This is a genomic window from Candidatus Methanoperedens sp. (genome assembly GCA_012026795.1).
GTDB lineage: Archaea > Halobacteriota > Methanosarcinia > Methanosarcinales > Methanoperedenaceae > Methanoperedens.
This window is the reverse complement of record VEPM01000044.1, coordinates 1-25,824: the sequence shown is the minus strand read 5'-3', so window position 1 is coordinate 25,824 and position 25,824 is coordinate 1. Positions and strand designations below refer to the sequence as shown.

Sequence of the window (25,824 nt, the reverse complement as noted above, 5' to 3'; positions counted from 1 at the left end):
GTTTTCTCTGCTTATACCGCAAGAATAATAAGACGATACAGCAGTATTTATTTTTCATGTTTATCTATGAACCAGCAGGTTCATGATTAGTTTCACCCTGCTATCTTCACATATTTATCGCAAAAAAACAACTCGTATATTGGATTGAAGCGACAGGTATTTCGTTATCAATCCTCATCCCCTATTTTGATCGAACGGATTTAACCCTTACAAAATGGTAGCCAGGGCTTCTTTTATTAATCAAATTGAAATAAACTCCCGCAAGAAATGCAAAGATATAAGTAATGATTAAACATCGTTATTAAACTGCCAACAATAATAAAATGGAGTTAACTATATAATCATAAAAAACATTAGTAAGTAATATGAAGAGCATTTCTCAATTCCTTGAACTATATCCGAGTCGGAATAGTAAAAACGTGTACAGAGCCGGTATACATTCCTTTTTAGAATTTATATATGGCAGCAAAAGAAACGGACCAAAATCAACACAAGCGGAACTCAAAGTTCTTGATGATTTATCCATCAAGTATCTGAAAGATAATAGGGATTATGAAGAGGATCTTCTAAAGTTTGCAGTTGCTCTTCATTCGAAGCCACCCAAAAGCGGAAAAGCTTACATGGCAGGGTTGAAAGAATGGCTATCATATAATGATATCGAGTTAAGTCTTAAGAGTGCTAAGCTAATTAGAAGAAAAATGCCCAAAGGAGGAGCTAGGAGCTTAGAGGCTGATTTGGATACTATAACTTTTCGTAATATCCTTCAGCATACGGATTTGAAAGGTAGAGCATTCTTTTTGACCTTATCATCTTCAGGTATCCGAGTTGGAGAAGCTTTACAAATTACCTTGAACGATATAGATCTAACAAAAGAACCGGTATTATTGAATATAAGGCAAGAGTATACAAAAACCAATGAACCTCGCCAGACATATATCAGTAAAGAGGCCAGAGAAGTAGTTAAAGAATGGTTAAAGGTTCGTAATAAATATATAGAATCATCGATGAACAGAAACAGAGGACTTGTCGGTAATGGAATTGGAACTACTAAACAAGCGGATGATAATCGTATTTTTCCGTTCTCATCTAATGTGGCCGAAGCCATGTGGATAACTGCTATCAGAAATGCGGGTTTACTATCTGTAGACAAGTCCACTAATCGAAAGACTTTTAGAATTCATCAACTTCGTAAGTTCTTCAGATCGCAATTAGCCCTCTCTTGTCCATTAGACATTGTTGAAACATTAATGGGGCATGAGGGTTATCTTACTGAATCTTATAGAAGATATACCCGAGTGCAGATAGCAGAATATTATCTAAAGCATGAATCCCTTTTGCATATCCATAAATCTGAGGATGCTATTAAAATTCAAGGTGAGGTAGCGGAGTTAACTGGAAAAAATCAAACTATGGATGCGGAGGTTAAGGCACTACGCGATCTTGTAGATGAGGAATTCAAAACAAATCAACAGCTCAGGGATGATGTTAAGATGCTTAAGGATCAACTCTTCATGGTTTTACAAGAGCTCCATAGCTAATCAGTGATTCTTGGATTTTGTCTTATTTTTTAGCCTTACAAAACACTACTTATAGCCATGAAAAGGCTTGTACAACTCTTTACAAGCCTCATTTTTGAGCAAATCCTTGATTGATAAGGTTTGTTAACCAGAAATCAAGAAAAGCGTTAAGTTCCTTTTTCGCCTTTAGATCGACTTTATTCCTCTCATAAACCTGGCGATAACCAAATTGATCTTGATAAGACAATGCCTCACCAATTTTCTGATCTGGTATAATTTTTACTTCCATATCGGGATTTGGACAAAGATCACCGTTAAGTTCATAGTAATGGGTAAGGCTGTAATGATTGTCACCCAGGCGTTCAACTACCAAATCCATAAAACTTTTACTCTTAAGATGAACCGATCCGGTTATATTCATTATTCCGATCTTCTCTAATTTCTGGTAAATTCTTTCATAGATATTCATATTAATCTCCTTTTGCTGAATTGATGGCTTTGCTTCTCAACGATTTTAGGTTTTTGTCAAGGAGTGCTTAAATGCGTTCAAATCAAAGCCACAAATGGACTACTCTTAACCGGCGATCCCTGGAAATTTTTTGAACCAATTTCAGTTTCTATTTTACGTTTTTAAGTTATATAAAGTCCTTATTTGATAATGGAAGGGACTTTATTAGGGCATAAGGCACTACAACATCTAATAGGGTTCCAATACCCTAAAAAATAAATAAATGAGGTAACATATATGAGCAAACAAACAGCAGTCTTAAAAATAAAAAGAGAAGTCGACGGCTTTAGTGGACTTTTGAACGGAAAGGTACTTGATTTCGATAAGATCAGTAGGATCGTTGAAGCTCTCCACGATGAGCTTGAAACACTGGGTCAGGGCAGTAACCAGAACGTCGTCAAGAGAAGAGCTTATATCGCAGCTAACGATCAGTACAAAGGGAAGAAAGGATGGATGGGAAGCTCGAAACTGGCCAAACATTTCGGTGTTTCTGTTGGTTCAATATCAGTAGATAGGGACGTCATCATCAAAAAGAATATTCAGCCTGATCCTGAAGTTATAAAGATGCTGGAAGAGATGAACACGTCACAGCCTAAACCAATAAAAGAGCCACCGATTGAGCCGGAAATCACTGAAGAACCAGCACAAGAAGCAGGCTCTGAGGAAAAGAAATCCAGTAAAAACAAGAAGAACAGCAAAGGTAAAAAGAAGGGCAAATAACCCTTCAATCATTTCTTAGGGAGGTACTCAGGGGGTTTTTACGAAATAACGGTTCCTACGTCAGCCTTTTTATTGGCAAACATAGAGGAATGTTTCTCTGGTGAATGCTCATTTGGAGGCTTAAACTGCTTCTGAGGCGCCGGAACTTCCTTCTTCGATGGTGCGGAATCCAGGCAGAGACGAGTTCCCCATGAGATTCCTAGTTGACCATTATCTTTGGGTGGTACATTCGAGGGCGTCTTATGCTGTGTTTCATCATTTTCAGGCGCAGATAGCAGGTTTTTCTTTGATTTCTTCTTCTTATCCCTATCCTCTTCTTGCTTCTTCCGATTATCGGCCAACTGTTTCACTCGGTCGTCTGTTTTTGGATCTCCTACCTTACCGAGGTACGTTGCTTGAATTTTTCCATTCACTCGGGACATATCGTATACATAGTCCTGATTTCCACGTTTCTTGATTTCAATACTCATGGTGTAGATCACCTACTATCTTAAGTATTTTAGGCGTTTAAATAGTCTGCCCAACGGAATCAGTAGCCGGATTTTTGATCCTGTTAAATACCTTTTTGGTATATCCTTAAAAGCATTTCAAATAGGCCACAAAAGGCCGTAGTTGCGTCAAAATAGAAGTTCTTGAGTTACTACTTAGAGCCTATCCGAAAAGTCCAGATGCTCTGAACGTTATCCATGAACATGCAAAATGTAACAATGCAAGATAATTTTCAAGCTTTCTCTCCCGTCTGATAAGCAGTCTCCTGAAACGATTCAGCCATGAGTGTGTCCTTTCCACGACCCATCTCCCCTATTCTCCCATTCTCGAAGTATTCTCGGACACGAGAATTATTCTAAAATCTGTACTATTATGAAATTATGATAGTGCTTATTCTACAGTGCTTATTCTATACCATAAACCTTAATATATCATACTCACGATTATGGTGGTGTGAAATTATTATGTGGTATCATAGAGGGCTATTTTATTAAGAGGGAATAACGATGGGAAATCAAACCGAGCTAATCCAGTTTGTAGAATCATGTCCCAAGGAAAATATTATAGAACAAAACAAAAAATTAAAGCTTTTTATTAGTTACTCACATCTAGACAATAATTCTGAAAATTCTTATATTGAACAATTTAAAAAACAAATTGCTCCACTTAGAGATAATGGTTTAATAGACGAGTGGTATGACTGTGCAATATTACCAGGTGAAGATTATCAGAATAAAATTGATAAAAATTTAGAAAATGCAGATATTATCTGTTTATTTATTTCAAAAAATTTCCTTTCTTCAGAATGCTGTATAGATGAGAAAAAGAAATCATTGGAATTAAGAAAAAAGAAGGGAATTCAAGTTGTTCCAATCATTTTGTCTCATTGCGGTTGGAAAGATTATAAAGACATTTCTAAATTGTTGGCTTTACCTACAGATGGGATGCCCGTCTCAAAATTTCAGAACAGAGATGAAGCGTGGCAGGATGTTTACGATGGATTAAAAAAGATAATTGAGAAAGAAAGAAAAATAAAGCAGTTGAAAACGGAAGAAGAATTTGAAAAATTCTTAAATAATACAGAGATGTTAACAAAAGCACATCCTAAAAAAGAGAATGTTTTTTTAGATGATATATTTATATATCCTGAATTGGATAAATATAATAGTTTAAAAGAACACCAGGAAAAAATAAATTCGGAGAAATTATTAAAAAATATTTTAGACTATCCCCAGATTGTTATCGCCGGAGAAAATCTATCAGGGAAAACAACATTAGGTAAAAAGATATTTAGAGAGCTACGAAATCGAAATTTCATCCCTGTTTATGTATATGATAAAAATATTTATTTTTTGGGGGAAATAGAAAATAGAATTTCAGATTTGCTTCGTAAACAATATAAAGATATTGATGTAAATGAAATTGATAAAGAACGAATAATCCCAATAATAGATGATTTTCATCATGCTAAAGATAAGGAAAGGCATATAAAAGATTTATCTGTATACCCCCGTTGTATCATCTTTGTTGATGATATTTTTGTTTTGAATATTAGAGATGAAGAGCTTACTTCTTCATTTATTTCTTTTAGAATAAATGCACTTAAACCTACTCTGAGATATGAATTAGTTGAAAAGTGGGTAGGTTTAACAGATAAGGAAGTTAAAGATAATTATCAGATCATTGATAAAAACATAGAGCTTATAGATTCCATTTTAGGGAAAAATATTGGTAAAGGAATTATGCCTGCATATCCTTTTTTTGTTTTATCCACCATAGTTGCCTATGAAACATTTGCGATGCCGCTTGACCAAGAAATAACATCTCAGGGCTACTGTTATCAGGCTTTTATATATTTTTATTTAAGAAAAAATGGTGTAAAAAGTGATGATATTGATAGCTATATAAATTTCTTAACAGAACTTGCTTTCTATATTTATAAAGAAAAAAACGAAGAGTTAACCCCCGACAATTTCATCTCATTTATGGAATTGTATGTGAGTAAATTTAATCTCGCAATAGAACGGGAAACTTTATTAGAAAATTTAAGCCAAATAGTTTTAAAAGATGGTTTTGGAAATTACTCATTTCGGTATCTATATCTTTATTATTTTTTTGTTGCTAAATATTTTGCCGATCATATTGAAGACGATAAAGTAAAGGAAGAGATAGAAAAATTAATAAAAAATCTTCATGTAGATGAAAATGCATACATTACAATTTTTATAACTCATCATTCTAAAAATATCAATATCCTGAAAGGAATTGAATGTGAAGCATTGGGTTTATTCGACAAATATAAACTTGCAACATTGACAAAAGATGAAGTTAAGTTTTTTGATGAACAAGCGGACATTATTGTTAAAGCGGCTTTGCCTCCTGCCAATATAACACCTCAAAAGAAAAGAATGGAAGTATTTAAGATTAAAGATGAATTAGAAAAATTTCAAGAAGATAGAGAAAAAGAAGATATTGATGATGAAGATCCTTTTGAAACAGAATTAAGGAGAGCTATTAAAACAGTGGAAGTTATGGGGTGTATTATCAGAAACCGAGCAGGTTCATTAGAAAAAGTGAAACTAGAAAAAATATTTGCAGAAGGTATGAGTGTCCATTTAAGAATTTTATCTTGTGCATTCGAAATAATAGAAAATGAAGATGAACAAAAAGCCGCATTTGATTATATATTAAAAAGATTGAGAAAAATTATTGAAAAAAATAAAGAAGTAAATATAAAATTAAGCGAGGATCAACTAAAGAAGCAGGCAAAAATTATATATTGGAACCTAAACTTTCTTATTGTGTACGGTATTATTTACAAAATTGTTCATTCATTAGGCTCTGATAAATTAATTGGAATTATGAATAAAGTTTGTGACGAAATTAACACTCCGGCATCTTTCCTGGTAAAACATGGAATTTTAATGGGGTACAATAAAAATCTACAAATTGATAAACTTATGAAAAGGATCGGTGAAGAAGATTTTTCTGAGATAGCAAAAAGAACAATAAAATATATAATTGTTAATCATTGTTCCATACATAAAATTAATCAAAGAGAAAGACAACGAATAGAATCCCTAATAGGAATTCCTGCAAAAAAGCTTTTACCAAAAAATTAGATATATGCATATATATAAAATTATTTTGTTAAAAGTATTATAGTTCTCATGTTTATACATTTGGCAAACATGTTCTTAGAGCCTATCCGAAAAGTGTGTGACCTATTGTAACTTTTTACAATAGGCAATTTGCATTATCTGAACGGATGCTTGAACATTATATACCTATTGTAACTTTTACACATGCCATTATTGACTTTTCGGATAGGCCCTTAATTAAATTAATAATTCCATGCTAAAACGAGATGGAGAGACATATTTATACTTTGGAAACAGTATAATGGTATATGAAAACTACTCCTCGGTGTAAAGTCTGTGGAAAGGATCTTACATTTGACCGGTATTATAATCAGCTCTTATGCGTTCTACATGGTAAGGAAGCGCATAACCGCTATCAGAAGGAGCGGAAATATTGGAAAGATACTACAGCTCATAGAGCAAGAGTAAGAAAATATGACAAGGCGCATCCTGAAAAATATGCTGCTAGATTAGAGAAAGCCCGAGATAAGACTATTTAGAATTTTCTTTTTTTGATAAAAGATATTTCTGGCGGTTCCCAGCGGGAAATACTAAAATATTTAACAGGCCCGCTCACGAAGTCAGGCAGATTTCGCTTCGAGTCAGGCACATTCATTTAAGCTTCCTGAGTTTGAACTGGTATCATTTTTGAAGATATTTAAGGGACTTGTAAAACGAATTCAATAGCCTTAGTTATTCAATGGTAGATCCAGTCGCTATCAAGTAGAGCTTTGTTATGGGATTGAGAGAAGCATCCGTGCTACGGATAGGGATATCTATCTAAAACAGGTAGGCAATAGCACTTCCAGAGTTGGGCAGATGAAAAGACTGGTAAAAAGAACGGCAAGGGTAAGGGCAAGAAAGGTAAAAAATAGTCCTTCGGATATTCTTTTTTTGTATTGCCGTATTGTATAATTAGTATATTATTTTATCCAATAGTACACTGTTAACCGATGTCGATTTTTTTCTCATTTTGAGACAATTTGAGACACTTTGTTCAGTATTTTTTTTGAAATTTTCTCGAAAAAACGCTATCGGCAAAGCTATATACACCCTATAAGTATATATACTGTTAGACGATTATAGTATTGTCCGGTAATATAGATCCGGACGTGATATAAAATGAGTAAAAGAATTAATGCAAATCCTGCGCCTGGGTCGGGCAAGATCAAAGCGCAGGATACAGGAAAACATTATCCGAGGACATGTTCTCAGGATATAGAATTGGCATGCGAGAATAAAAAGGTTGCCCAAGATACAATGAATCGATTTGGGAACGAACTAATCCGGAGGTTAACATGCCTTCAAAAAATATAAATCTCGCTAAGAGATCAAAAATATCCGAGACGGAGTTAGGTAATAATTTTGGGTGTAGCCGATGTATCACTATGCTATCTCGCGCAGATATAAAACCATATGAGAATGGTGTTATTATCGACGGACCTGAACAAATATTCGCATATGTCGATAGTAAATGGTACTGCCATCTAAAGCTGGTTGGTGATGATGGAGATGCAAGATTCTATGAAACAGACCAGGATACAGCAATATATGCTAGAAAAAATAAGTATATAGATGTATATCCCAGCTGGAAGCATCTCGTAAGCTCAGTGAGTACGGTCGGAAAACAGTGGGAAGATTTGAAAATGCGACGTGTTGGCAAATGGAAGAATATCAAGGAAAAAGGCTGGATTTACCAGTCAGCCAAAGAATGTGAAGAGAACGGGGATGACATCATGAGGGCACTGTTCGACTGAAAAGCCTCTGCCTTCTTTTTATCGGGATAATATCGATTCACATAGGTGACTTTCCCGGTAAATGAACAGATTTCGAACAAATTATATAACGAGACAGATATTATGACAAAATTAGACACGACAAACATACAGCATTCGGAAGAACCGAATCTTGAAGAAGAGAAGAATATCGAACCTGTAGCCCTTCCCGCAAAGAATGAACTACAGGCGATCGAGAACCAACTGGAAAACAGTTCGATTCAAAAAGTAAACACGCAACCCGATAATAAAAAGGTTGACCAGGAATCCGAGCCGATAAGCTGTGAAGCGACACCAGAAATACAAGAAGCTACACAGGATACAACTGAAATTGTTTTATATCCGGTAGCAGAAATACCGCAGCAGGAACAAAGCAAAACGCCCAAAATAACTCAAGTACAGTCAACAGAAGAACTTGTACAGACGCCAGTTGAAGCAACTCAGGCAGTGGAAGCAGAACAGCAACCACTACAAATGATGCAGGAGCCCGAAGCAATACAAGATTCACAACGGGGATCAGCAATAGTAAATCCTGAAACGATACCAGTAGCTGAACCTATAATACAAGTTACTGCACCAACTGAGACCATTCCCGAACAAGTTGCACTACAATCAGAAGTAACACGTGATCTGAAGTGTGAAATCACCACAACACTCGTGATTATCACACCCAAGACCACTCCTTCAAATGCATCACCGGCAAAAAAGAAACCAGTTGAGACAGTACTACAGCGTGTAAAAGTCCCTGCGTCCAATACCTATAAAACCTGGCCATCTCGGAGTTTTGACCTGCCAGGGGGCAAACCAAGCACGGTGTATCATGAAAATGGAACAACTATCGTTACTGCAAGCGGTTATCATGAAGCTCCAGGTTTCAAGTCTGAGGATATTGATAAGCTGAGGAATGAGCCAGCAGAGGATGTGAATAAAATGGTTAAAGAATCTTTCAGATGTCAACTTGGCTTTATAAAGGCATATTTTCAAAATCTGAGAGAGCATCCAGAATTGCCGTGGTAAGTAAGGCGATCCCCTTACTTATTTTTTCAAAAAGTATGCAGCAAACTGGAGATTTACTGAATATTATGAGTCCTTCACTTGGTAGCAAAGACGCTAAAATATACGCTAACAATTCAGACGCAAATAACGATAGCAAATACAGTGAAAATACTGATTATAAAGAGACCCTGAACGAATCAAAATCAGAATGTATAGGGTCATTGCACTAAATTATAAGTGAGGGACTATAATTAATTGAGTATATATATAGGAAATATCTATACAATGTCATAGAGGTTAAAAATATGAAACGCAAAATACAGAAAATTGGTTCAAGTGCCTCCATTGTTATCCCTGCCGAATTCATGAGGGATCTCAAATTAACAGTTGGTGATGTGCTTGACTTCAGTATCGTGAAAGGAACAATCATGATGAAACCAGTAGCTCAACCGATCAGAGTAAAAACTACCGGTTCAAATCACACACACCAAGCGAGTGATTCAAATGCTAAGTCTACCTTTTAGGAATATATACATTTCTCCATATCTCTTGATGGCGAATTTCTGAGATAGGAGAAAAAATATGATAACGAAGATCAAAAAATATAAAGCATCTGTTGTCTGGATCTCAGATAAGAAAATAAGAGTACATATTAACAATGGATGGCTCAAACACCCTGAATTAAGTTGCGTCTCTCTGGATCTTAACAAGGATCCCACCGAGGATCAGGTTCGAGAGTTAGAAGAACTTTTTGATGCAATCCTCCCCTGGATATATTGGCATAAAATATATAATTCCCAACCAGTCGAAGGGCTAGACGTTGCTGGAGCTTATGCATGGGTTGAAAGTGATGTTGCTGAGGGCCTAGCAGAGGAATTTCTGAGAATTGGAGAAAATAATTAAAAAGAGAATGTAAGAAAAAAATATTTGATAGGCCGGACCAAGGCCTATCGGGAATTATACCTATGACTAACACGGCCACACTCCCTAATAAAGACATCTCCCACAGTGAGATCGATGTCTATCAACGGATTATTTCAAGATGGGATATTTGGTCTAAACAGGATACAAAGCCCAATGAGAAAGGGAAGTATGGCTATGAAAAAAGGATTTCACCCTTAACGGAAGAACTACTCAGAAAATCCATAGCCGAGGATACCTGTACTATAGGAACTTACTGCATTAATCCCCGGGATCAAACCGTGAAAAATCCCACTATAGATATTGATGCTCATTATGGAGAAAACCACGTAAGGGAGAAGGCCAGAGCGGTTTACCAGACATTAGTAGAATGTGGAGCACATCCGTATATAGAAGCGACTGCTGGTAAAATTGATGATGGTGCCCGAGTAGGAATATTATGTTCTCCGTGGAAAGCTGAATATACCAGGGAATTTCTTCTACTTGTTTTGAAATTCAATGGATTGATGGAATTAGAGGTCTTCCCATCACAGGATCAAGTAGGCGCTAAGAACCCCGGTGGTCTTGTCAGATTACCGTTTCAATTCCACAACAGAACAAAAACCAGATCAGAAATAGTAGATCCTCTAACGCTGGAAACTTTACCAAGAGAAAAAGGTATTGAATTCATGATGACCCTGCCTGAAACTAACATGCAAATTGTGAAGTTTCCGGGCGAGGATAGTGTTCTGAATCTTTGGGGCGACAAACCCAACAACAATTCAGATTTCAATCATCGTTCCCGGTTATACTATGATGATATCCCCAAGGTCGGAAATTTCGATGAATTACTTGGTTCCCTAAGATATTGTTTCCAGGAAAATTACAAACTTCATACGGAAACCACAGACGGAAGTGGATGGGCGTGGATGACCTACGCTGCATGCGAAATATTAGCAAATGGAGGAAGCTCAGAACATGTTCATCAATACTTTTCTGTTCAAAACCAGTATAAGAGGTCAACAACAGCTAAAAATCTGATACCAATTAAAAGAAAGGGGTTGATACCTCCCAGATGTACCACAATTCAGGAAAAATGTTCGAAATACGTCGATGAGTTATGCCCCAATTGTCCTATATGGAAAGAGAAAAAACTTCATGAGGATCTTGAAAAAACGGTCGATAAGACACAAGGAAAGGAAAATAGAAAGAAATCCCAGTGGGAAATTGAGAATGAAAAAAATAACGAAGCTGGTAAAATTCTCAAACAGTTCAAACAGGTAGCTGGTAAAATTGATGATATACTCTCAGGAGATACGGATCTTTTACTGACAACTCCTTTCAATACCGGAAAAACATGGGCTAGCATCACTTATGCGAAAAAGGTCATACCAAAAGAACGACTCAACTTTATTGTTCATTCTACGGAAGTTCGACAGCAAGTAGTACAGAGGTTGAAGAAATGTGAAATGCCGTTTTTGGATAATCCATCAAGTCTGGAAATATGTCCCAGGGTGGAGGAGTTGGTAAAAGAAGGGTTGGACGTGAAAAAAATGAGGTATGTAGACCGTCTAATTTGCAAAAATTGCGAATCAAAGGGGGCTATCAATGTCAGAGATCTTTCCGGGTTGTTAAAGCAAGAATATCTTGAAGATTTCTCCGCCGGGGGATTCTATGGAGATCAAATATTATTTAATAAAATAGGAGAGGATTGGGATGTTTGTCCAAGATGGGTATACACAGCGTTACTATTGGCAATAGGACAAAATGATATTGCAAAAAAATCCAAGAAAGCGATTTACTTAACGGAGCCTTTAGTATTGGTAACTACGTATCAGAAAGTTAATTCTCATTTATTTAGTCCTGACTCTCCCCTTATTCCAGCATTGGGAGCTCATGTTAATATTATCGACCAAATTGATTTTATAGATATGGATGTTCCCAAAACAGATATATTAAGGTACAAATCCGGATCGGCTAATAAGATCACACGTCTTTCGGTAGAAGAAGCTATAAAGATTCTTGATATTTCAGTAGCACCAGAAAACATATCATCATTGGAAGAGGAGTTGAATGTGATTATAAAGATAGCATACGAGGAAGGGGGGTCATATTTAACTATGAAAGAGATAGGGTGTATCTCTCTACTCAATAGATGGGTATATTTAGAAAAAAGAGTTGGGGATGGAACATTCAGGAAGATATATCATCTCGACCGCCCGGGGATATTCACTTACGATTATATGAGTGATCGCCCTCTTAAATTTGTATTTAATGATCTTATCTTGGAAAAACATAACGCTGCACTCTATCAAGACCTTTTGAAACATATAAAAGAGACCACTGTTATTAGTCCACACCCTAGAGACGGAATAATATATGGTCCACTCAAATTCAGCAAAATACTCAAAGAAAAATCTTATGCCTCTCATATTTTAGGGATGACTTCTACACCTACCAACTTAGAAATGGTGAATGGTTCATGGAGAAAACAATTTGAGGGGAATGGATTAAATTGGATTAGCAATCTTTATGGCCGCTCAATAGGGCAGGGAATCGCTGGTGGCAGTCTTATATCATCCGACCACCGTCTAATAGCTGCCCGAAAAGTGGACGGGGATGAATATATCAACGATGGAAAAGTTCGAGGTAATACCGGGACTAAAGAGGATAATAGAAACGCTAGTATACCCCGTTATCAATATCCGATGGGGTTTCTGGATCATCTTTCATATATGATTCAATTATGTAATGGTAATGTTGCAGAGGGAATAGAAATAGCATATCAACAAGTAGTGGCAGGAGCAGTAACGCGACCACAGGACGGAAAACCCGCTAAAGTATCAGTTCCCCAATTCAAATTACTCAAAGATCTTGGGTTTCCCATCAAAGAGCTAGAGAAAGATTCCCAGAGGATATTTCAAAGATTGGTACCTGAACTAAAACGCCGGGGGTATATCTATTCCAGTGACACCAGAGTCTCAAAAGAAGATCTAAATTATTTGGTTTCCGAAGGATACCTGATTCAAGATGGCAAAAAATATTTACCTTCAAATTCAATATCAAGTAGAGTAGAAGGGTCTGAGAAGGCATGAAGTAAATATTATTTTATTTTTATTTTTATTTTCTCTAGCAGGCGAACTCTTTGGAGACTAACTTCCAAAACTTTTTTGACACTGTGTAAATTCTTATCTAAAAGATTTATATACTTTATATACTCCATAAAATGGCATTTTCCAATAGCAAGCGCAATTTTCCACACTTCTGCCTTATATCAAAAAGTAGGGCGTTTTTTCTTATTAGTAAATAATATAACTCTTATTAGTAAGTAATAAGCAGAAGTGTGGAAAATTGCGCTTGATAATGAAAATTTGATTTTTTGACAGTTGAGAAGTATATATATCTATGAAAGGAAATTTACAATCACATTGTTGAAAATTTAGGAAGAACTCTCCTGATAGTGGAAAACCGAAGCGGAAGTAATATCTTCTTTATAAACTGCCTCAATAGGTATATAAAGTATATAAAGGGGTCATTTCATAAAGTCCGTATTAGCCCTTTTACCAGAATTTCCGTTAGATATGATCACTGATTATGATTTTAAACTTTTTTCCATCAGCCCTATCGGATTCCCAGTCAAAATTCTTCTTATGACCTTTATTGTCAATAGTAAAGATCAATTTTAAGGCCTTTATGAGCTTTGTAAAGCTTTGCTATTGAGTTTTGATGTATAAAGGCATAGTTTTACCTTAACAATAGGATTGCATACCCTTTGTAGCACAACCTCCTCATACATGAAAATATAAATTCTTGATGCAAGTAATTAAATATATGGAAGAGAATGGTAACTCAAAAGAAAAAAGGTGGATTAAAGTGGAAAAAGAAACAATATTAGCAAAAATTAGAGCTACAATGAGTTTCTCTGAAGAAACTTTTTTTTGGTTTGGAACTCTTCCTAAATATGAGGGGAAAGATGTTTGGTTTAAAAGAGATAATGGAAGTCTTTTCTTTTCTGAATTTCATAGAACCTGGGAAGAAACTTTAATCGATTCAAGCCAACCAATAATCAATGAATATTTCCATCGACTTGGCATTCCTGAAAAAAATTTGCCTAAAATAAAAATTTATGAATCTTATTCTGGGTCATGGATAATTGAAGCAGCTATTGTAATGGTCGGTTCGATTGGAGGAGTTTACGCTATTTTGAAAGGTGTTTCGGAGCTGCCAGAAATTGCAGATGGTCTTACTGACTTGAAAAGCCGATTAAAACAACAATTTACTAAAAACGCGAATGAGGCAGTAAATGAACAGTTAAAATCATCAAGTTCTCAATATAATTCCCCCCCACCCCCAACTAATCCACTATACACCGACTTTGTTATAGATGCGAGACCATTATTATCTATAACCCCTTCAATAATGAAATCACATAAAATACACCTAAATGCTGCAATTTCAAGAGATTCTTTCTCCCTCGAGAATTTAGGCGATGATATTATGAGAGATATTCAAATAGGAATTTTTAAGACTACTACTCCAAAAAGTGAATGGAAATTTTATGAATCCTATATGGGTAAAATAGATATTTTATCGCCCCATCAAACGATAACAAAAGATATTGGTGATTTCAAAGATTTTAAAGGTGAACAGTTGAACCTTTCAGAAAATATTCCTTTGCATACTGACTGCTGGATACAGGATTCGCATGGTATTTATCTTTTCATGTTCTATTTAGATAAGTAGTGACCGGTACTGCAGTTGCGTTTTTGTCAATTAAGCCGTATGTTGATCATTTTCCATAAATTACAGCCTCATATAACTTTCATTGGAGGTCAAAGAGATAACTTGGGATATTTTTGAAACAGGAATTACCGGTTTTGATTTGCCTCCTGCGCCGCGGAAAGTCCCATGATAGCACGGAAGTCCCAATCCCGGACCGCATATCCTACCTTTTGCCAACATTTCTCTTGATTTTTCAATATCTATCGACCCTATCAATTTTTATTATAGTAGATGAATATAAATACTTTTGAGTACGTATTATAGTACGTGAAGAAGGCTCTTACTATTGTCAGGCCTTCTCACCTCCTGTATGAGGTGCATATATGAAAAGAGAATTCGAGCTTCACGAGAAGAATTATCGGGAAAAGGTTGTGACAAAAAAAACGGAAACTGCATCCATGATCTATTTACCTGTATCATGGGCAGGGAAGAAAGTCATCGTCATTCTTATGGAGGAATAGTTTATGGACGAAATCAAAACCATTACATTTGTCTTGGATATTATCGTTGTGGTTGGACTCTACTATATGGGAACCCACATGGAGTTTTGAATATGTGCTGGTTCTGCAATAAGAAATACGATAACGACGATGTGGCTGCATTTACTGCGGATCTGCGGAGGACTATATCTAAACAGTCTTCAAAAATCGACTTCTTGGAAGCACGAATAAAAGAGATGAGAGAAAAGCCTGATGAACGATTGCAAGACTATCAGATTTATATCAAAAAACTCGAAGCAGAAATAGAGGACTTGAAAGAAACCAACCAAAGAATCAAACTGAGGAAGATCCCATCATGAATGAAGATGAAATTTTAAAGAAAATAAAGCGAGCTAAGGCAAAGATAGCTAAATTGCGAGTTCCAAGATTGCGCCTATCAAAAAAGATTCAGAAAAAGAAGCTAGAAATCGCAAATCTTCAAGCTGAAATTGATGAAATTCACAGAAAAAAAGAGGAAGAGATTTGGAGAAAATGTTTTCCTAATGTTATTCCTAGGGAGGAGGTCCAATGAATAATCTTAAGAGAACTGATCAACATGTGGAAAACAATTCGGAAATCAAGCAATCTGTAAGCCGGAATTTCCCATCGGAAACCAAGTTCTTGGGAAACTCGAGAGACATGGCAACTAGTATATCACATAAGCAATCTGTTTCCGGCTTACAGAAGCCATCTTCAAGCCTACCGAAACACCATATTTCCGACATGTATACTACTAAGAACCCTCACACTAAACAGCATACAGTCCGTGAATTATCTGGTTATGATCGATTAAAATTGGCTATCCTTGTTCATTGTTGGAATACATGGAAAACTTCTAGAGAAGTGGCAGAAGAAATTCACCATCCCGTAAGGGCGACTCAAAAGCGTTGCTCATCCCTGCGCAATGATTACCCAAAAAAGTACCTGAATCTGAAAAAGGGCAAAAAAGGTAAAGGTAGTCCGAATAAATATAGAGCATCAGCGTACGGAAAAAGGATATGTCAGCGACTTCTGGCACGATTAAAAGAAGGAAAGGATTTACATTTGAGAAATGAAAAACCATTTGTATACAAATCCATACTTGATCAAATCAAGGAACGCTCAGAGAATTTTGACCCGAAGAATAAAAAACCTGACTGGGTGATTAGATAAATGTGTTGGATATGTGGGCATGACCTTTCTCAGAACCAGCATAACTCTATGGTGGAGTTCAATAAGAGGACAATTAGGGCTCAGCATCAAGAGATACTGCATCTGAAACAGGTCATAGAGGATCAGATGAATGAGATGCAAATTATGAAAGAAAAGCATACTTCCGAGATCAGTGAACTCCATGAAACGATCGATGAATTAGAAACCCGGCTTGCGAGGACGATTCGCAGGAGTATTTCCTAATGTGTCTGGCTTTGCTTGAATAGTCGGCAAAGTGAAAATTTTTCCCGAATGTGGTAGGATTCCCGTATATTAAATTCACTAGCCATAGACGGGACGGCCTATATATACGGGAAAAAGCCAGTAGTATATAGGTGATTATATATGACATTGGTAATACGTGAAACCGGCAACAGCCGTTATGTTTATGATTATACCAAAGTGGCAGGGAAAACCAAAGCCACTTACTTAGGGAAGGTTGGAAATCCTCAAACAGATGAAAAAGTCAAAAACCTCGGGAAAAAACGAGTCGAGGAAGTTCGACAGAAATATCAAAAAATCTCCGGGAAGGGAAAAATATGAACAAAAAAATCCCAATCATCCTAATTATATCCTTAATCATGCTTCCATCCACAGCATTGGCAGCCCCTATAGATGACATTCTTCACACCTTAAATCAAGTGGTGGATAAAGTGAAGTCCTCAGCACAGAGTATGAGTTTGCCGGGTGTAGGATCGATAACAGTAACTTGTGATCAGGGCGCAACTTGCGGACAGTCCGGAGAAAACTGGTTGGTCACTATGAATTCCATGGACACCACTCAAACAATAGATCTTAAACTCCCCGAAGGAACTAAGTCTATAACTGGAGATATCGAAGTAACAACTCAAGGAACAGTCACTATTGAAGTGAGAAGTAAAGCGCCAATTCAAACTATCCCTGTGATCTATAACTCAAACTATCGGTATACTGTCAGAGACGGTAGTCTGGAAACTATGAATACTTACTCAGCTTCAGTCTATGATCGTTCACAGATGAGTTCAGTGATCTCTACAAATTACGACATCCAACTACTTTCAGCGACCGGAAACTCAGCAGTGATGTCCAGGAGTTATGATTATCGAAATCCTCAACCTATTTATCTCTATGATGGTGCTCGAAATATGGCAACGATAACTCCGAGTCACCAAACTTCTGGAGGATTTGTAACAGACACGGCATCAGTGGTTTTCGTTGATAACGGCTATGGATCCACGGAAGCTTTCGATAAGGTAGAATTCCAAAGATATCTGGACAAAGTAACATCTGAAGATGTTCAGTACATCTATCCCTGGCAGTTCTCCTCAGCCCCTAATAATTGGGCGGAATTCCTGAGTAAGATGAAATCTAAAGGTTTGAATCAGTTCCAGCAGACAGATATGCCAATAACCCGAAGCGGCAGTAATGTTATTTTGACATATCCGATAGGATCTATTGGAACCAAACTCCAGGCGGTGATTCCAAAAGCAATGGCCTTATCGATAACGGTCAGACAGCATTGGGGACAACCAAGAATTGACTCAGCAACATTATCCCCTGAAAGGATTTCCTTGGGTCAGGGTCAGCAAACACTAACGGTAAAAGTAACGAACCTGGGCTCCAGTGATGTAATAGGAGTAGGTGTAATCGTTAATGGAGATCAAGTACAATCCGTCGTAAACTCTTTGACTCTCGCCAAAGACCAGCAAGGAACTTATACGTTCTATCTTCAACCTACAATGACTATTGCAGATGGCTCATCCGCTAATGCAGTAATTAGTATTATCGCAACAGCAGGGGGATCCGGCTTACAGGATAAAACGACTCTCACTCAGATCGTTCAAGGAAAGCCGAGAACTGATTGTGGATGGTTTGGAAATTGCCCAACTACCACACAGAAAGTATCAGTGACCGCCTATAATGTAGATGGAAAATCCACTCTATCCAATGCTCCGATCTTTAAGAATGGAGTTCAGATCGGTAATGGTCATGCAGAAGTCGATCTTCCATATGGTGAATATGCATTCACAACAAATAATAATTCTAACCCTACTCTATACGCTCCTAGTGAGGTAAAAGTCACATTAAGTGGAGGAGAAACTAAAGTAGTATCATTATACTTCACGACAGAACCGCAGGGAGAAACAGTAGATTTAACCTGGATTATAGAACTCTTAGTCGGTGGAATTGTGTTGTTCTGGGCCTGGAAATCCGGACTTCTGAGACAGATATTCAGTAGCCCTGCAGGTATCCTAACCGCCGCTCTAGTGCTTGTAGTTCTCTATATCCTGTATGAAATCTACATGGCCATAACTGGAGTAGCCGCCGGAGTTAGCAGTGCTTTAGCATGGAGACCCTGGTGAGATTATGACCCTGATAATCAGAGAAATAAGGAATAATAAGTATGTCTACGACTACCGAACAGTAGATGGTAAGACTGAGGCCATTTATTTGGGTAAAGTCGGCGAAGAGAAAACGGAACAAAGAGTCGCAGATTTGGGATCAGAGCGACGATTTCAAGTGAAGGATAAGGATAAAAAAGCCTTAAACCTAATGGATCAAGGTCTTACGGGCTACCTTATCGATAAGGGCAGAAAGACATTATCCCGGAAGAAAGAGGAACCGATAGATGAACCTCGCGAATTCAAACCGCCATCAAGATCGATGAATTTAGATCTGCCCCCAGAACCGTAAAGGTTTTGGGACTCAGAATCTGCCCATGCATCCTGGAATCCAAATTAATGTTAGATTCCAGGGCTCGGTAATGTAAATGAGAAAAATAGTTAGAGGATTAAAGGTTTTATATAAAAAGATGACTATATATATCGCTTATGATACATGTGTATCTGAGGATCACTATGAATATCGAATATAGAAAAATACAGAAGACCAAGGCAAGTTTCTCTATAAATATCCCATCTAAGATAGTCAAAGAACTGAAGCTTGAAGCTCAGGAGAACATGACTATAGAATCCCAAGACGGAAAAATCATAATCAAGAAGGTAGAAAAATGAAAAAAAATATTCAATCGGTTTTGTGTGGTTTAGCCATAACCATACTAATCATATTATCGAGTCCCACCACTGCGAGCGCAGCAGAATGTTTATCTTGGAAATGGGTACAGACAGGCTCCCATACCGAATGTAGTGGATGGTTTTGTTGGACAGTTCCAGAATGGTCCCTTATATGTACAGAGTATGCTCCAGAGATTACTCCAATTCCTACACCAACACCTACACCAACTCCTACCTCCGTGCAAATCCCCGTATCCCAGGGTAAAGTAAGCAACGGCGGGGCAATATTTACTTTCGGTTCCTCTGATGTCAATAGATACAAAATATTTCAATCGCAGCTTACAAACAATACTCTGGTACTCCGAGCGAATTATTATATGAGTGTTATAGCTAATAGTTATGGTTTCACGCCGAGAGAGTTTGAAAAGAAATATTACCTTGCGGAGGGAAAAAATGAATAAAATAATATTGATTTTTCTAGTATTATTAGCTACTGTGGAAATTTCTTCTGCATGGTCTGACCCTCACATGGTTTCAGGAATTAATACTACAGATACACGTCTAAATGATTCAAATCTTAATACTGTAATCTCAGCCCCCTGCAATGTATTTAATTACCAATATGTGAATTATTCAAATACTATCGATCAGAATAATATTCTAAATGTCACGGTATTTCAATACTATCAGGATGGCGGAAGTCAGTCTTATTTTTGGCTATATAACCATACATCATCCTCCTATGATCTGCAGAGTGCTAACGTTCCGACACCGGTAATTCTGGGGAGCGCTCTAACAAGCGATTACTTCCCACTCTCGGTAAAAGTATTAGGAATATCCTGGAGTGCGGGATGCACTTGGATAGCTACTGCATCAGAGGTTGTTGTTTATGGGAACGTTCCGCCAACAATACCAACTCTTTTGACCCCGACAAATAACAGTCTCTATAACACTACATCTATTATTAATTTAGCATGGTCTTCTACAGATAATGAAAGTGATACGTTGACTTACGATCTGAAAATAAATGGTAGCGTTTATCTCACAAATATCTCCTACAATAATACAAATGTTATTCTACCTGAAGGAACGCATAATTGGACAGTCAGAGCTTATGATGGGTATAACTACTCTGATTATGCAAACTTATCCTATTTCACAGTTGACCTCATTCCAGATATAATCACAGATCCCGATTGTACCTCACACGGAGCTACTTGGGCGGTATGTACCTGGAATGATGCGACTGCTCCTTCTTTTGATCATGTATATCTGACAAATTATACGGGGTCTAATAGTTCTTGGGATTCCAATGTATCTGCAGGGATTGAATCAAAAACATTCACTGGACTTTCAAAAGGAAATTATAACTTCTCTGCTCAGACGGTATCAAACATGGGAAGTATCAGTGGTAACATAACTTGGCTGAATTTTTCCGTGAACGACTATAACTTTACCTTCAGCAATAAATCAATATCTTCTACCTCCATTGTTGCTAATACTGGGGCAACAACAATTTCAGTCAAAATCAATGATAGTGATGGTAATATCACCGCAGCAAATGTGATTATCAGTTATATGGCAATTCCCTTCACTTATGCAATGACCAATGGGTCTGATGACTTTTGGTTCTTTGCATTTGGATCCGCAAATCAGGGAGCCTATCAGATCACGGAATTTAACGCCGGGGATGATAGTGGAGATACCAATAGCACTACCTGGAATCAAACATTTTTTGTGATCGCCCAGTCCAGTGGCGGAAGTTCTGGCGGTGGAGGAGTAGCACCCACTCCTACAGTGAACAAGACCGCGCTTCCTCCTCTTCCAGCAGGTAGTAACATTAATCTTCTGAATATGGGAAAGGATAGAACCGGACGAGAGATCCTACAGGGAATGTTCATTATTGGGTTTGCTATATTTATCTGGAGTATCCGTGAAGGAACCAGTGATAGTGGAATCTTTGTTGGGTCCGCTTTGATGCTTCTGAGTTCTTGGGGACTTGGATGGTTATGATAACAGGAGGAAACTAAAATGGCTACACTGATCAATCAACTTATCCTTTTTGGCCTCATATTCGGCCTGGGCGATGTACTGACGACATATTATTTCATCAAACGAGGGGGTAAAGAAAGAAACCCAGGTGTTAGATGGATACTGAAAAAGTTTGGATTTACGGGTCTTATCGTCGGTAAAATCATCGCTATTCTGATGATATCCTTGTACGTCGATAACATTTCATTAATCCGACTCGCGATAATGCTCAGCATCATAGTTTGTATCTACAATTTATTCCCGGAGAAGATGAGCAGGAAACAGGGAATATTACTTCTAATCAGCTTATGGGCGGTAATATTGCCATTTATGGAATTCACCTTAAACTGGTGAATTCTATTTTTTTAGGATATGTTTCTATTGGATAATCCCATTCATGCCCATACAAAGGTTTACAAAGCGTTTAACATAGCATTTAAGGATCAAAAGGCAAAACTATCAATAGATATGCTATCAATAACTATTTGAGGGCAAGTACGTAAGTCTTGGAATTATACATCGACCAATGCAAGAGTTCGAAGCGACCTTTGAAGCATTAAATTTAATTAGGGTAACTTAATTTGTTTTCCTTTGTAAAATCGTACTTCGTATATCAACATTAGATATAAAATGGCTTAAGAGAATTAATCTCTAAGCATAAAGTCTGGATGTAGACTATGACACAGATAAAACAAGAAACAGAAAAACCTTTGATTCAAACACAAGAAACAGAAAAACCTTTGATTCAAACACAGGAAACAGAAAAACCTTTGATTCAAACACAGGAAACAGAAAAACCTTTGATTCAAGCATTATTACAGGAATACGCTAACTCGGTACAGTTGTATACAAATACCATAACAGTGACTTATACACGAGTTTATGGTTTCTTGGCAGTTCATAGTGCTCTTATAGCTGGTGTTTTTTTTGCTCCTACAGATTTCGACCGATCTATAATTTCTATCATAGGTGTTGTTTTAGCATTTTTCACAATCCTCACTGTTGAACATGTTTGGCAATTTTCGATGCTTAGGGTTGCACAAATGAGAGAAATCGAAGAGCGTTTGAATCGCTTAATTAATGCTAATGAAATATTCAAATTAACAACATTTAAAAACCAATATACTTTATTTTTTGAATGTAAGGATGTGACATTTCCTTTAACACATGCAACTTTACCAAATAGCCAGAAATCTCGGTTATTAATCAAATATATGCCATATCAAGCAGATAAGATTATTACATATTTATTAGGAATATGGTGGATTTATTATTTTGCTTCTTATACTTTTGGTTCAGGGTACGAATTTATCACCACCGTTATAGAAAACTTGGGTTATTTATGGCAAGAACTAAAATCTTTCGTACAATTATTTTTGCATTTTTAATTAAACCTATTTTATGAGATTTCCATTTGTCCGCTTATCTAATAAGTTCACATCTGCTTCATAAAACGCTCCTTAATCTCTCTTGGTGATAGTGGCAAATTTTTACAATCCTTATTTCCAGGTTTTATTATTGCATGGACGAATGCATATCCATCCTTCAGTATCTGTGCAAGCTCCTCTTTTGTATGTATCTTCACTGTATTTTTTATTCCGCATGCCTTTGCAAACAATTCAAGATCAACAGTACTACAGCTACACGTCTGTTGGTTTCCAGTCGTACCATATGAAGAATTGTCAAGACAGATTATTGTGAGATTTGTCGGCTCAGTAACTGCAATTTCTAATAAAGCATTAGGATTCATAAGTAAGCTTCCATCTCCATCAAGCACATATACCTTCTTCTTACTAAAAAGCGCCAGACCAAACCCAATTGAAGAAGCAAGACCTAGGCTTCCCCTCATATAGAAATTAGTCGGTCTATCCTTTGCATCGTATAGCTCCTTGCACGGTGCACCAAGATTTGAAATGATTATATCATCATTATCCACATTCGAAACCACAACCGAAATCGCATCATAACGCGTCATTATAGGTTCACGTATCCTAGCTGAATAATTGAAATCAAAAATGCGAGGCGTTGGGCCGCAAGATATAGATAATTGCTTGCATTTCGAGTCTTTCCATACATTTGGAAGCATCAATGCCACATGAGGTCTCTTGTTATTAAAAGAGTCATTTATTACATCTCTAACTCTTTCAACTTCGTTAGCATTCTCGACGATAGTATATTTTATGTTCGCTCCATTTAAAATACCCTGAAGATGTTCTCCCAAGGGTATATGTGCCGACATAGCTTCCTCCTGTATTCCGCGCCAGCTAGCTATGATAGGGAGGGGGAAGTTGTATAAATGGTTCAGCGCCAATAAAGAATTAATCATATTACCAATACCTGTGCTCTGTATTATCATAAGTGGCCTCCTACCAGCCATATACACACCTGCACAGATACCAACACCATTATCCTCTCTTGTCAAATGAATCGTAGAAAACTCAGATTCTGCCAAAGAGAGCAGTGCTTTAATCCTTTCACATGGAAGAGTCAGTAAAACATCAATTCGACAATCATGCATTATTTTCAAAACATGCTCTTCAGGCTCCATAATTGTCAACTACTTTAAACTACTAATTATTTTAAATATATTTGTTTAAATGTTGATTTAGCATTTATATCTTTTCCAAATTTCGGTAATAAACCTCGATTTAAAGGTAATCATTCTTTGAACCAATCCATAGTAACCATCTTAAAATGTGGTTTCATTTGAAAGGAATTAAAAAGTCATCAATATATTCGACTTTTCAAAATCAAAATTTAACTCTTTAATACGTTTTTTAAATTTGATACTCAAGAAGTATCTCGATATTTCACTTAAATATCATAATCCAAGCGTGCCCATGTATAGTTTCATACTTGTTATGTTGATTTAAATAATTCTTAGGATGCATATTACTTCTATCTATTGCCTTCGCTGAGTAGAGCAATGCCCTTTCAGGCACCACGCCCCTTATCAAACTGCACGGACGGATTTCCCGTATGCAGCTTTCGCCCGGTGTATTCCTTTGCAGGAAATGGTTCATCCAGCAAAGAAGAAAGCGAAACTAGCCCCATCTTAGCAAACTCGGCGGGATGAATCCTTTAGGGACATTATATGGTTTTTTAAGCGAAGGAATACACGAAAAATCGGACGATGAATGCATGGAAATTGCTGGACATACTAGAACAATTTTAATTTATTTAGTAAAACAAGTAATCCAATCTAAACGAGAATCCAAAGAATTTACAGAAAGTATGAAAAAAGTTCTTGAAAAAAAATCTAAAAAAACTTAATAAGATAATTTTTAACTTTTTCAAATATCCTTTTTATCTGCAGCTCTTTTCTCACTTACATGCGGGTATGCGCCACAACTCTTTATTGACGGACAAGTTGGCATTAAACCTTTTTCAAATGATTCGAATGATTTGCACTTCCCACTATGAAAATCTCTCGCTTCAATAGGAGAGACCGATCGTTGATAGACAAGACTACCGAATATTCCGCAAATTTGGATAGTTTCTATGTCCTTCAGAGTTAGATTTAAACAATGGAAAACTCGTCCCAGGAATTTATTAACATTATCTGCGTATTTCGAAACTTCTTGGAAAGCATCATCAGTCACGAGAACATTATAAATTGTCTTTCCAAGACGATCATGGTAATAAGATATTTTCCCATTATGCTCACTGCAAGAGCCAATTCCAAAATGATTGATAGCATCCCGTATCTCCTTTAATCTTGGAAACCAATCATTTTGACCTTCCTTCAATGCATTCCTGATTTCCAAAGGTACTCTTTTATCAATCATATTTTTACCCGCGTTTTCAAATAATCTAGACGTTGAATTTGTAGGAACATTTTGGAATTTACCATAGATAGCCCCTATAACTGTACGGGTGCAATCTGCAGCAGAATATAATTCACAGAAGAGCGTATCAATTATAGAAGCCAATTCTTTTGAACGGGTTGCTTTTGAATAACCCTGTTTGGTTAATTCTTCATAGTCTTCAATTAATTTAGGTGCTAAACCCTGACCAATCTTCATTAATATCGTATATTTTTCAAAATGCCCGTCTATTCCAATAAGTGCTGCATTTGCATATAGAGGTAAATTATATGTTGGAGCTGCAAAATGTCTGAACTTTAATACTTCTCCCCATTTATCAGGAGCAAAAATAATTACATTTGTAGGGATTTTTTCTTCTTTTGAAACCATCTAATAACGTAACTATTCAGACCCCCTTTTTCCGGTTAAGCCAGACAATACTGGCAAATTTTCTCTAAAACAGCAACATTGAAAATAATTATCCGAAAAACCAATAT

The 25,824-nt window shown here is 36.8% G+C and carries 30 protein-coding genes and 1 pseudogene; 25 read left to right on the top strand and 6 right to left on the bottom strand.

The genetic code is table 11. The annotated features are described in order from the left end of the window. The first annotated feature begins 365 nt into the window (after positions 1 to 365). The gene (locus FIB07_17105) at positions 366 to 1,538 is read left to right on the top strand and encodes a site-specific integrase (GenBank protein ID NJD54565.1); all 1,173 of its coding nucleotides are present in this window, start codon (positions 366 to 368) and stop codon (positions 1,536 to 1,538) included. Between the two features lie 88 nt (positions 1,539 to 1,626). Here the strand turns inward: FIB07_17105 and FIB07_17100 are convergent, their stop codons facing one another. Next, on the bottom strand, positions 1,627 to 1,986 hold the full coding sequence (locus FIB07_17100; GenBank protein NJD54564.1) for a DUF1249 domain-containing protein: 360 nt from the start codon (positions 1,984 to 1,986) through the stop codon (positions 1,627 to 1,629). Positions 1,987 to 2,262: 276 nt separating this feature from the next. On the opposite strand from FIB07_17100, the gene FIB07_17095 reads away from it, so the two are divergent. Beyond that, a complete protein-coding gene (locus tag FIB07_17095; protein NJD54563.1) occupies positions 2,263 to 2,745 on the top strand; it encodes a hypothetical protein in 483 nt (160 codons plus the stop codon). 38 nt (positions 2,746 to 2,783) lie between these two features. Here the strand turns inward: FIB07_17095 and FIB07_17090 are convergent, their stop codons facing one another. Both FIB07_17090 and FIB07_17085 read right to left on the bottom strand, forming a co-directional pair. Continuing rightward, a complete protein-coding gene (locus tag FIB07_17090) occupies positions 2,784 to 3,215 on the bottom strand; it encodes a hypothetical protein (protein NJD54562.1) in 432 nt (143 codons plus the stop codon). 181 nt (positions 3,216 to 3,396) lie between these two features. Further along, a pseudogene (locus FIB07_17085) lies at positions 3,397 to 3,543 on the bottom strand (transposase). Between the two features lie 197 nt (positions 3,544 to 3,740). On the opposite strand from FIB07_17085, the gene FIB07_17080 reads away from it, so the two are divergent. The 9 genes from FIB07_17080 to FIB07_17040 all read left to right on the top strand — a co-directional run bounded on the left by FIB07_17080 (position 3,741) and on the right by FIB07_17040 (position 14,788). Next, positions 3,741 to 6,356 (top strand): TIR domain-containing protein, encoded by a 2,616-nt coding sequence (locus tag FIB07_17080; GenBank protein NJD54561.1) that lies wholly within the window; start codon positions 3,741 to 3,743, stop codon positions 6,354 to 6,356. Between the two features lie 287 nt (positions 6,357 to 6,643). Further along, positions 6,644 to 6,874 (top strand): hypothetical protein, encoded by a 231-nt coding sequence (locus tag FIB07_17075; protein ID NJD54560.1) that lies wholly within the window; start codon positions 6,644 to 6,646, stop codon positions 6,872 to 6,874. A 622-nt stretch (positions 6,875 to 7,496) separates the two neighbouring features. After that, a complete protein-coding gene (locus FIB07_17070; protein ID NJD54559.1) occupies positions 7,497 to 7,691 on the top strand; it encodes a hypothetical protein in 195 nt (64 codons plus the stop codon). Then, the gene (locus tag FIB07_17065; GenBank protein NJD54558.1) at positions 7,673 to 8,131 is read left to right on the top strand and encodes a hypothetical protein; all 459 of its coding nucleotides are present in this window, start codon (positions 7,673 to 7,675) and stop codon (positions 8,129 to 8,131) included. Before FIB07_17070 ends, FIB07_17065 begins: the two co-directional genes overlap by 19 nt. 102 nt (positions 8,132 to 8,233) lie before the next feature. Beyond that, entirely contained in the window at positions 8,234 to 9,166 is a 933-nt protein-coding gene (locus tag FIB07_17060; protein NJD54557.1) for a hypothetical protein, read from the top strand. Positions 9,167 to 9,450: 284 nt separating this feature from the next. Further along, positions 9,451 to 9,669, top strand: a complete 219-nt coding sequence (locus FIB07_17055; GenBank protein NJD54556.1) for an AbrB/MazE/SpoVT family DNA-binding domain-containing protein — start codon at positions 9,451 to 9,453, stop codon at positions 9,667 to 9,669. A 58-nt stretch (positions 9,670 to 9,727) separates the two neighbouring features. Further along, positions 9,728 to 10,048: a hypothetical protein gene (locus tag FIB07_17050; protein NJD54555.1), complete on the top strand. Its 321-nt coding sequence runs from the start codon at positions 9,728 to 9,730 to the stop codon at positions 10,046 to 10,048. A gap of 62 nt (positions 10,049 to 10,110) precedes the next feature. Beyond that, a complete protein-coding gene (locus FIB07_17045) occupies positions 10,111 to 13,140 on the top strand; it encodes a hypothetical protein (protein NJD54554.1) in 3,030 nt (1,009 codons plus the stop codon). 736 nt (positions 13,141 to 13,876) lie between these two features. Next, on the top strand, positions 13,877 to 14,788 hold the full coding sequence (locus FIB07_17040) for a hypothetical protein (GenBank protein ID NJD54553.1): 912 nt from the start codon (positions 13,877 to 13,879) through the stop codon (positions 14,786 to 14,788). Positions 14,789 to 14,848: 60 nt separating this feature from the next. Here FIB07_17040 and FIB07_17035 read toward each other — a convergent pair whose 3' ends face one another. Further along, positions 14,849 to 15,043, bottom strand: a complete 195-nt coding sequence (locus FIB07_17035) for a hypothetical protein (protein ID NJD54552.1) — start codon at positions 15,041 to 15,043, stop codon at positions 14,849 to 14,851. Between the two features lie 107 nt (positions 15,044 to 15,150). On the opposite strand from FIB07_17035, the gene FIB07_17030 reads away from it, so the two are divergent. The 13 genes from FIB07_17030 to FIB07_16970 all read left to right on the top strand — a co-directional run bounded on the left by FIB07_17030 (position 15,151) and on the right by FIB07_16970 (position 22,909). Continuing rightward, positions 15,151 to 15,288 (top strand): DUF2080 family transposase-associated protein, encoded by a 138-nt coding sequence (locus FIB07_17030; GenBank protein NJD54551.1) that lies wholly within the window; start codon positions 15,151 to 15,153, stop codon positions 15,286 to 15,288. 92 nt (positions 15,289 to 15,380) lie between these two features. Continuing rightward, positions 15,381 to 15,626, top strand: coding sequence for a hypothetical protein (locus FIB07_17025; protein NJD54550.1), 246 nt, complete (start codon positions 15,381 to 15,383; stop codon positions 15,624 to 15,626). After that, complete coding sequence (locus FIB07_17020) at positions 15,623 to 15,838, top strand: hypothetical protein (protein ID NJD54549.1); 216 nt, start codon at positions 15,623 to 15,625, stop codon at positions 15,836 to 15,838. Before FIB07_17025 ends, FIB07_17020 begins: the two co-directional genes overlap by 4 nt. Further along, entirely contained in the window at positions 15,835 to 16,458 is a 624-nt protein-coding gene (locus FIB07_17015) for a hypothetical protein (protein NJD54548.1), read from the top strand. The genes FIB07_17020 and FIB07_17015 overlap by 4 nt, the downstream gene beginning before the upstream one ends. Beyond that, positions 16,459 to 16,701: a hypothetical protein gene (locus FIB07_17010; protein NJD54547.1), complete on the top strand. Its 243-nt coding sequence runs from the start codon at positions 16,459 to 16,461 to the stop codon at positions 16,699 to 16,701. A gap of 141 nt (positions 16,702 to 16,842) precedes the next feature. Further along, entirely contained in the window at positions 16,843 to 17,040 is a 198-nt protein-coding gene (locus FIB07_17005; protein NJD54546.1) for a hypothetical protein, read from the top strand. Further along, positions 17,037 to 18,839: a hypothetical protein gene (locus FIB07_17000; protein ID NJD54545.1), complete on the top strand. Its 1,803-nt coding sequence runs from the start codon at positions 17,037 to 17,039 to the stop codon at positions 18,837 to 18,839. The genes FIB07_17005 and FIB07_17000 overlap by 4 nt, the downstream gene beginning before the upstream one ends. 4 nt (positions 18,840 to 18,843) lie before the next feature. After that, on the top strand, positions 18,844 to 19,170 hold the full coding sequence (locus FIB07_16995; protein NJD54544.1) for a hypothetical protein: 327 nt from the start codon (positions 18,844 to 18,846) through the stop codon (positions 19,168 to 19,170). 137 nt (positions 19,171 to 19,307) lie between these two features. Then, positions 19,308 to 19,490 carry a hypothetical protein gene (locus tag FIB07_16990; GenBank protein NJD54543.1) on the top strand — a complete coding sequence of 61 codons (183 nt, stop codon included), beginning with the start codon at positions 19,308 to 19,310 and terminating at the stop codon, positions 19,488 to 19,490. After that, entirely contained in the window at positions 19,487 to 19,951 is a 465-nt protein-coding gene (locus tag FIB07_16985) for a hypothetical protein (protein NJD54542.1), read from the top strand. Before FIB07_16990 ends, FIB07_16985 begins: the two co-directional genes overlap by 4 nt. Beyond that, positions 19,944 to 21,503 (top strand): hypothetical protein, encoded by a 1,560-nt coding sequence (locus FIB07_16980; GenBank protein NJD54541.1) that lies wholly within the window; start codon positions 19,944 to 19,946, stop codon positions 21,501 to 21,503. Before FIB07_16985 ends, FIB07_16980 begins: the two co-directional genes overlap by 8 nt. Before the next feature lie 18 nt (positions 21,504 to 21,521). Further along, positions 21,522 to 21,875, top strand: a complete 354-nt coding sequence (locus FIB07_16975; protein NJD54540.1) for a hypothetical protein — start codon at positions 21,522 to 21,524, stop codon at positions 21,873 to 21,875. 323 nt (positions 21,876 to 22,198) lie between these two features. Continuing rightward, positions 22,199 to 22,909, top strand: coding sequence for a hypothetical protein (locus FIB07_16970; protein NJD54539.1), 711 nt, complete (start codon positions 22,199 to 22,201; stop codon positions 22,907 to 22,909). A 47-nt stretch (positions 22,910 to 22,956) separates the two neighbouring features. Here FIB07_16970 and comE read toward each other — a convergent pair whose 3' ends face one another. Further along, entirely contained in the window at positions 22,957 to 24,069 is a 1,113-nt protein-coding gene (comE, locus tag FIB07_16965; protein ID NJD54538.1) for a sulfopyruvate decarboxylase subunit beta, read from the bottom strand. A 524-nt stretch (positions 24,070 to 24,593) separates the two neighbouring features. On the opposite strand from comE, the gene FIB07_16960 reads away from it, so the two are divergent. Beyond that, on the top strand, positions 24,594 to 24,794 hold the full coding sequence (locus tag FIB07_16960) for a hypothetical protein (protein ID NJD54537.1): 201 nt from the start codon (positions 24,594 to 24,596) through the stop codon (positions 24,792 to 24,794). 20 nt (positions 24,795 to 24,814) lie between these two features. On the opposite strand, the gene FIB07_16955 is transcribed toward FIB07_16960, so the two are convergent. Next, positions 24,815 to 25,717 carry a hypothetical protein gene (locus tag FIB07_16955; protein ID NJD54536.1) on the bottom strand — a complete coding sequence of 301 codons (903 nt, stop codon included), beginning with the start codon at positions 25,715 to 25,717 and terminating at the stop codon, positions 24,815 to 24,817. Positions 25,718 to 25,824: the final 107 nt, after the last annotated feature.